7 protein-coding genes are annotated in these 6,151 nt (G+C 70.8%); 4 read left to right on the forward strand and 3 right to left on the reverse strand.

What is annotated here, in order from left to right; genetic code table 11:
- The first annotated feature begins 100 nt into the window (after nucleotides 1-100).
- On the forward strand, nucleotides 101-907 hold the full coding sequence (locus tag AB0N16_RS40930; RefSeq protein ID WP_365805916.1) for a SigB/SigF/SigG family RNA polymerase sigma factor: 807 nt from the start codon (nucleotides 101-103) through the stop codon (nucleotides 905-907).
- A 3-nt stretch (nucleotides 908-910) separates the two neighbouring features.
- Here AB0N16_RS40930 and AB0N16_RS40935 read toward each other — a convergent pair whose 3' ends face one another.
- A complete protein-coding gene (locus AB0N16_RS40935) occupies nucleotides 911-1,225 on the reverse strand; it encodes an ANTAR domain-containing protein (protein ID WP_365805917.1) in 315 nt (104 codons plus the stop codon).
- A 126-nt stretch (nucleotides 1,226-1,351) separates the two neighbouring features.
- Between AB0N16_RS40935 and AB0N16_RS40940 the strand changes: the two genes are divergently transcribed.
- The gene (locus AB0N16_RS40940) at nucleotides 1,352-2,167 is read left to right on the forward strand and encodes a VOC family protein (RefSeq protein ID WP_365805918.1); all 816 of its coding nucleotides are present in this window, start codon (nucleotides 1,352-1,354) and stop codon (nucleotides 2,165-2,167) included.
- A 21-nt stretch (nucleotides 2,168-2,188) separates the two neighbouring features.
- On the opposite strand, the gene glgX is transcribed toward AB0N16_RS40940, so the two are convergent.
- Nucleotides 2,189-4,333, reverse strand: coding sequence for a glycogen debranching protein GlgX (gene glgX / locus AB0N16_RS40945; RefSeq protein ID WP_365805919.1), 2,145 nt, complete (start codon nucleotides 4,331-4,333; stop codon nucleotides 2,189-2,191).
- Complete coding sequence (locus AB0N16_RS40950; protein ID WP_362577331.1) at nucleotides 4,330-4,833, reverse strand: pep a2; 504 nt, start codon at nucleotides 4,831-4,833, stop codon at nucleotides 4,330-4,332. Before AB0N16_RS40950 ends, glgX begins: the two co-directional genes overlap by 4 nt.
- Before the next feature lie 306 nt (nucleotides 4,834-5,139).
- Between AB0N16_RS40950 and AB0N16_RS40955 the strand changes: the two genes are divergently transcribed.
- A complete protein-coding gene (locus AB0N16_RS40955; RefSeq protein WP_352225315.1) occupies nucleotides 5,140-5,433 on the forward strand; it encodes a DUF5133 domain-containing protein in 294 nt (97 codons plus the stop codon).
- 103 nt (nucleotides 5,434-5,536) lie between these two features.
- Nucleotides 5,537-6,151: maltotransferase domain-containing protein (locus AB0N16_RS40960; RefSeq protein ID WP_365805920.1), on the forward strand; the 615-nt coding region annotated here is incomplete at its 3' end.

The following is a 6,151-nucleotide window of genomic DNA, read 5'->3' on the forward strand; positions in this document are numbered from 1 at the left end:
GCCTTCCGCCGGTGCCCCCGTGTTCTCCCCGGGGTCCGAGCGCGTTCCTCCCATGGTGTCCGTCCAGTCCACACAGCGCCCGCTGAGGGAGGTGCGCCGCATGCGTGCCACCACCGCCACCATTGCCGCCGCCACCAAGCCCCATCCGCACGACGACGCACCCGACACGGCAGCGGAGTTCGTGCGGCTGGCGGGGCTGCCCGAGGGCCCGGAACGCCGTGCCCTGCGGGACCAGCTGGTCGAACTCTGGCTACCCATGGCCGAGCGGATCGCCGTACGGTTCCGCGGCCGCGGAGAGGCCCTGGAAGACCTCTGCCAGGTCGCCGCACTGGGGCTGGTGAAGGCCGTCGACCACTACGACCCGGCGCGCGGCCGGGCCTTCGAGGCGTACGCCGTACCGACGATCACCGGCGAGATCAAGCGCCACTTCCGCGACCACATGTGGACCCTGCACGTGCCACGCCGGGTCCAGGAGCTGCGCAACCGGGTCCGGCTCGCCGCCAAGGAGCTGGACCAGACCTCTCCCGGCGGCGTGCCGACCGTGGCCGAGATCGCCGAGCGGGCCCAGCTCACCGAGAGCGAGGTGCGCACCGGGATGGAGGCCCTGGACTGCTTCTCCGCGCTGTCGCTGGACGCCGAGGTGTCCGGCGCCGACGGCTACGCGCTGGGCGACACCCTGGGCGGCCCCGACCCCGGCTACGACCTGGTCGTCGACCGCACCGCGGCCGAGCCCTGCCTCCAGGGCCTTCCCGAGCGCGACCGGCTCATCCTCTACCTGCGGTTCTTCCGCGGCATGACACAGAGCCGGATCGCCGAGCAGCTGGGCGTCTCGCAGATGCACGTGTCCCGCCTGCTCAGCGCCTGCTTCGAGCGACTGCGCGAGGAGCTGCTGGCCGAGACGGGCTGAGCCTCACCCGGACGGTGCACCGGGGATCTGCGTCGGCCCGTACCGATCGAGGGTGTCCTCCAGTTCGGCACGGATCTCGGCGGGCATGTCCCCGGTGCGCCCCCAGACGAGGATCAGCTCCGCGACGTTGCGGAGCTTGATGTTGGTGTGCTGGGAGACCTCCTTGAGCACCTCCCACCCCTCGTCGGGGGTGACCCGGCCGAGCGCGACCACCATCCCGATCGCCTGGTCCACCACGGCATGGGCGGCGATGGCCTCCTTGAGCTGGCCGATCTCCTCCTGGAGGTGGTGGACCGCGTCCGCCTCGCTGTCGCTCACTCCCCCATCGTCCTCACTCGTCTGGCGGAGTGCCACCGGGGTACTCGGCAGGCACCCCGGCCGTTTCCGGATGGAGACTGGTGTCAGACCGGTCCCCTCCGGCCCCGACCCCAGGACGCGAGTGCCATGAACAACGACACGCCTGCCCCCGGCCCCGTGACGAAGCAGCGAGAGGTCATCTCCACGCACTCGGTTTTCGGCGTCCCGTGCTGGGTGAGCCTGACCAGCCGCGACGTACAGACGACCGAGGGCTTCTACAGCGCCGTGCTGGGCTGGCGATGGCGCAGTGTCCGGCTCGGCGACCACTTCCGGATCGCCCTGGCGGACGGGGTGCCGGTCGCGGGCATCGCCGCGGTCGCCGCGATGTGGCAGATGGCGGTGGCCTGGACGCCGTACTTCGCCGTCCAGAACGCGGACGAGGCGGTCGCCCGGGCCCGCGAGCGGGGCGGCACCCCGGCGGTGGGGCCGCTGTCCTTCCCGCCCGGCCGCGCCGCGCTGCTCGCCGACCGGGACGGGGCGATCTTCGGCATCTGGGAAGGTGACCTGGTCTCCAACTGGGAGACATGGCGGCAGGCCGCACCCACCTTCATCCGCCTGCACACCCGCAACGCCTTCGACTCGGCCATCTTCTACGGCGAGGTCCTCGGCTGGGCCTCCGACCAACCGGGCTGCTGCGAGGTGGAGTACGAGGGCGGCGAGGTGGTGCTGCGCAGCCGGGGCGATGTCGTGGCCCGGATCGACTCCGGGGCGGTGGAGGCGGCCCCCGATCCCTCGGTACGGCCGCACTGGCAGATCCACTTCGCGGTCAACGACGTCGGCCAGTGCGCACGGGCGGCCGAGAAGCACGGCGGCAGTGTCCTCCAGGAGAAGGACACCGAGGCCATCCTGCGCGACCCGGACGGGGCACAGTTCACCGTGACCGCCCGCCCCCTGCTCCCCTGAATCCCCTGGTTCCCTGATTCCTCAGTCCTTGCCGCGGGAGGGCCGGGACAGCAGGACCAGGCTGCGAGCTTCGGCGCGCAGCCTGGTGCCCGCCTTGCGTTCGCGTTCGTCGGGGATGCCGTCGGGCTCGGCGGTGTCGATGAGGGCCGTCCAGCGCTCGCCGTAGGACTCGTCGGGCAACCGGAAGTCGACCGGTTCCCAGAAGCTGTTGAGGAGCAGCAGGAACGAGTCGTCGACCAGGCGCCCGCCGTAGGGGTCGCGTTCGGCGATGGCGTCGCCGTTGAGGAAGACGCCGACCGAGTGCGCGTCGGGGCGCTGCCAGTCCCGGTCGGTCATCTCGCGGGCGTCGGGCAGCAGCCAGACCAGGTCGGGCAGTGGCTGTCCGGGGTGCATGGCGGTCTCGCCGCGGAAGAAGCGACGCCGGCGCAGCACGGGGTGGGCGGCGCGCAGTCCGATGACGTACCGGGTGAAGTCGCCGAGCGTCCGCTGTTCCTCGGTGAGTTCCCAGTCGATCCAGGAGACCTCGTTGTCCTGGCAGTAGGCGTTGTTGTTGCCACGCTGGGTACGGCCGAGTTCGTCGCCGTGACTGAGCATCGGGATGCCCTGGGACAGCAGCAGGGTGGCGAGGAAGTTGCGCTGCTGGCGGGCCCGGAGTTCGAGAACGGCCGGGTCCTTGGTCTCGCCCTCGACGCCGCAGTTCCAGGACCGGTTGTGGCTCTCGCCGTCCCGGTTGCCCTCGCCGTTGGCCTGGTTGTGCTTGTCGTTGTACGACACCAGGTCGCGCAGGGTGAATCCGTCGTGCGCGGTGACGAAGTTGACGCTCGCGCGCGGCCGCCGCCCCCGGTGCTGGTACAGGTCGGAGGAGCCGGTGAGACGGGAGGCGAACTCGCCGAGCGACCCCGGCTCGGCCCGCCAGAAGTCCCGTACGGCGTCCCGGTACTTGCCGTTCCACTCCGACCACAGCGGCGGGAAGTTGCCGACCTGGTATCCGCCCTCCCCCACGTCCCAGGGCTCGGCGATGAGCTTCACCCTGCTGATCACCGGGTCCTGCTGGATCAGGTCGAAGAACGCCGAAAGGCGGTCCACCTCGTGGAACTGCCGGGCCAGGGTGGCCGCGAGGTCGAAGCGGAAGCCGTCGACGTGCATCTCGGTCACCCAGTACCGCAGCGAGTCCATGATCAGCTGGAGCACGTAGGGGTGACGCATCAGCAGGCTGTTACCGGTGCCGGTGGTGTCGTAGTAGTGCGCCCAGTCGCCGTCGACCAGCCGGTAGTAGGAGGCGTTGTCGATGCCCCGGAAGGACAGCGTGGGGCCCATCTCGTTGCCTTCGGCGGTGTGGTTGTAGACCACGTCGAGGATCACTTCGAGGCCGGCCGCGTGCAGCGCCCTGACCATCGCCTTGAACTCGTTGACCTGCTGGCCCCGGCTGCCGAAGGCGGCGTAGGCGTGGTGCGGGGCGAAGAAGCCGATGGTGTTGTAGCCCCAGTAGTTGGACAGGCCCCGGTCCTGCAACACCCCGTCCTGTACGAACTGGTGGACCGGCATCAGCTCGACCGCCGTGACGCCGAGCGAGGTCAGGTGCTCGATGACCGCGGGGTGCGCGAGACCGGCGTAACTGCCCTTGAGCCGTTCGGGCACCTCCGGATGGGTGCGGGTGAGGCCGCGGACGTGGGCCTCGTAGATCACCGAGTCGGAGTAGGCCCGGCGGGGCGGACGGTCGTCGCCCCAGTCGAAGTAGGGGTCGGTGACCACACCGAGCATGGAGTGCCCGGCGCTGTCCGCCGGGGACGGTCCGCCGGGTGTGCGCTCGTACAACGACGCGTGGTTGTCGATCTGGCCGTCGACAGCCCGGGCGTACGGGTCCAGGAGCAGCTTCGCCGGATTGCACCGGTGGCCGACCTCCGGATCCCAGGGGCCGGTCACCCGGTAGCCGTAGCGCTGTCCCGGCCCGACGCCGGGCAGATAGGCGTGCCAGACGAAGCCGTCGACCTCGGTCATCGGCACCGGCCGCCGGGTGCCGGCGTCGTTCACCAGGACCAGCTCGACCCGCTCGGCGACCTCGCTGAACAGGGCGAAGTTGGTGCCCTGTCCGTCGAAGGAGGCACCCAACGGGTAGGGGTGCCCGCTCCACACGGGCACCCCTTTCCGGGACTTCCGAGCCGTCACCGGGCGCCCTCCAGAACGCCTTCCGCGGATGCGGCCAATTGGGCGACGGGGACGGCGCGGGGCACCCGGAGCGTCCGGCGCAGGCTGGGCGCCGGCGCTGTCTTGACCAGCGGGACACGCTCACCGGACCGGGCGCGCTGAGAGAACCAGATGATCTTGCTGCCGGTCTCCGGGGCACAGCACCCCCAGCCGTCGCTGGTGGCGGCGAGGTGCGCCAGGCACGACCGCAGGTCCTGGTCGGGGCGCAGATCACGGTCGTCGTCACCGATGGCGGTGATGAGGTGCTGCCCGTTCCACCACATCTCGATGGACGTGTGCTTGTCCGTCGCGTGCTGGTCGATGGCGGTCAGCAGCAGTTCGACACCGCGGCAGACGGGGTCCACGAGGTTGTCGAGGTCCCAGTAGCGCAGATGGGCGGCCAGGATGCGGCTGACCTGTCCCACCCGTTCCGGGCTGACCTCCACGTCGAGGTGGTAGTAGCAGGGCACTGCGGTCTTCATTGTTGCTGGCTCCTCACCCGGCGCGGCTCCCGCTCCCCTCACCCGTCCGGAAATCCGTTCCCGACGCGTAGCGTGAGCACTGATCGCTTCTGAGTCACCTCCCACAGTGCGGGCGCTACGCCATTCGTGCAACACGAGAGCCGTGTGAGGTAGTTGAAGGTCCAACAAGACGCTCCGTCGTGATCCGTGCACCATGAGTGAAAGCCTCGATTCGCCGTAACGGCTCCGTGCCCCTGCGTGCCCGGACGCTCCCCGACCGTCGGGGACACGTGCCCACTCGAGAGCGTCGGAAGGAAAGACACGGCCATGCTGCTACCCGCGAAGGCCGAGGTGGCCCGGCAGCTGCGGCGCTACCGGGCGTGGGAGCGCGTCATGCTCGCCTCGCCGCAGGACCGCGAGGTGCGGTCCACCTTCGAGGACTCGGGCTACACGCTGTGTGTGCTGATGGGCAAGCGCTGCGCCCGGGAGGCGGTGGACGCGGCCGAGCGCTATCTGCGCACCAGCCTCGTCACCTATCTGCGGGAACAGGGCGGGCGGACCCAGCTGAGCGGGAAGGTCCGACGGGGTCCGCCCTCGGACCGGAGTTCCGCGCGGCAGTGATCCGCAGGGGAACCCCGCGGGAGGACGTCTCGTCCTCCCGCGCACTACGGACTTGCGGAGCCGGGCCCCGGGCCCGGCTCCGCGCACGGCGGAGGTGAGACCCATGAAGGCGACAGAGGCCATCGGCCGTGTTCCGGTACGTGACGTGCAACCGGCCGTGGACGGCGGCGGGCGTCCGGCGAAGGCGGTCCCCGGCGAGACCTTCCAGGTCACCGCCACCGTCTTCCGTGAGGGTCATGACGCGGTCGGCGCCAATGTGGTGCTGTGCGACCCCGAGGGCCGGCCCGGTCCCTGGACGCCGATGCGGGAACTGGTCCCCGGTACCGACCGCTGGGGCGCCGAGGTCACCGTCGACGGGAAACCGGGCCGTTGGACGTATCACGTCGAGGCCTGGAGCGCCCCGCTCACCACCTGGCGGCGGCACGCGCGGGTGAAGATCCCGGCGGGCATCGACACCGGTCTGGTCCTGGAGGAGGGCACCGAGCTGTACGCGCGCGCGGCCGCCCGGATGCCCGAGGGACCGGAGCGCGAACGGGTCGTGGCGGCGGCCCGGGCCCTGGGCGACGACACCCTTCCCCTGCACACCCGACTGGCGAGCGCGCTGGCCCCCGAGGTCGACGAGATCCTGGCCCGGCATCCGCTCAGGGAACTGGTCACCTGCTCCGAGCCGTTGCCGCTGCTCGTCGAGCGCGAGCGGGCCCTGTACGGCTCCTGGTAC

The sequence above is a fragment of the Streptomyces sp. NPDC051105 genome, from assembly GCF_040682795.1.
In the GTDB taxonomy this organism is placed as follows: domain Bacteria; phylum Actinomycetota; class Actinomycetes; order Streptomycetales; family Streptomycetaceae; genus Streptomyces.

Excerpts from the sequence above, each read along its gene's own strand:
- AB0N16_RS40930 (WP_365805916.1), top strand. The coding sequence starts at position 101 with ATGCGTGCCACCACCGCCACCATTGCCGCCGCCACCAAGCCCCATCCG.
- AB0N16_RS40940 (WP_365805918.1), top strand. The coding sequence starts at position 1,352 with ATGAACAACGACACGCCTGCCCCCGGCCCCGTGACGAAGCAGCGAGAG.
- AB0N16_RS40950 (WP_362577331.1), bottom strand. The coding sequence starts at position 4,833 with ATGAAGACCGCAGTGCCCTGCTACTACCACCTCGACGTGGAGGTCAGC.
- AB0N16_RS40955 (WP_352225315.1), top strand. The coding sequence starts at position 5,140 with ATGCTGCTACCCGCGAAGGCCGAGGTGGCCCGGCAGCTGCGGCGCTAC.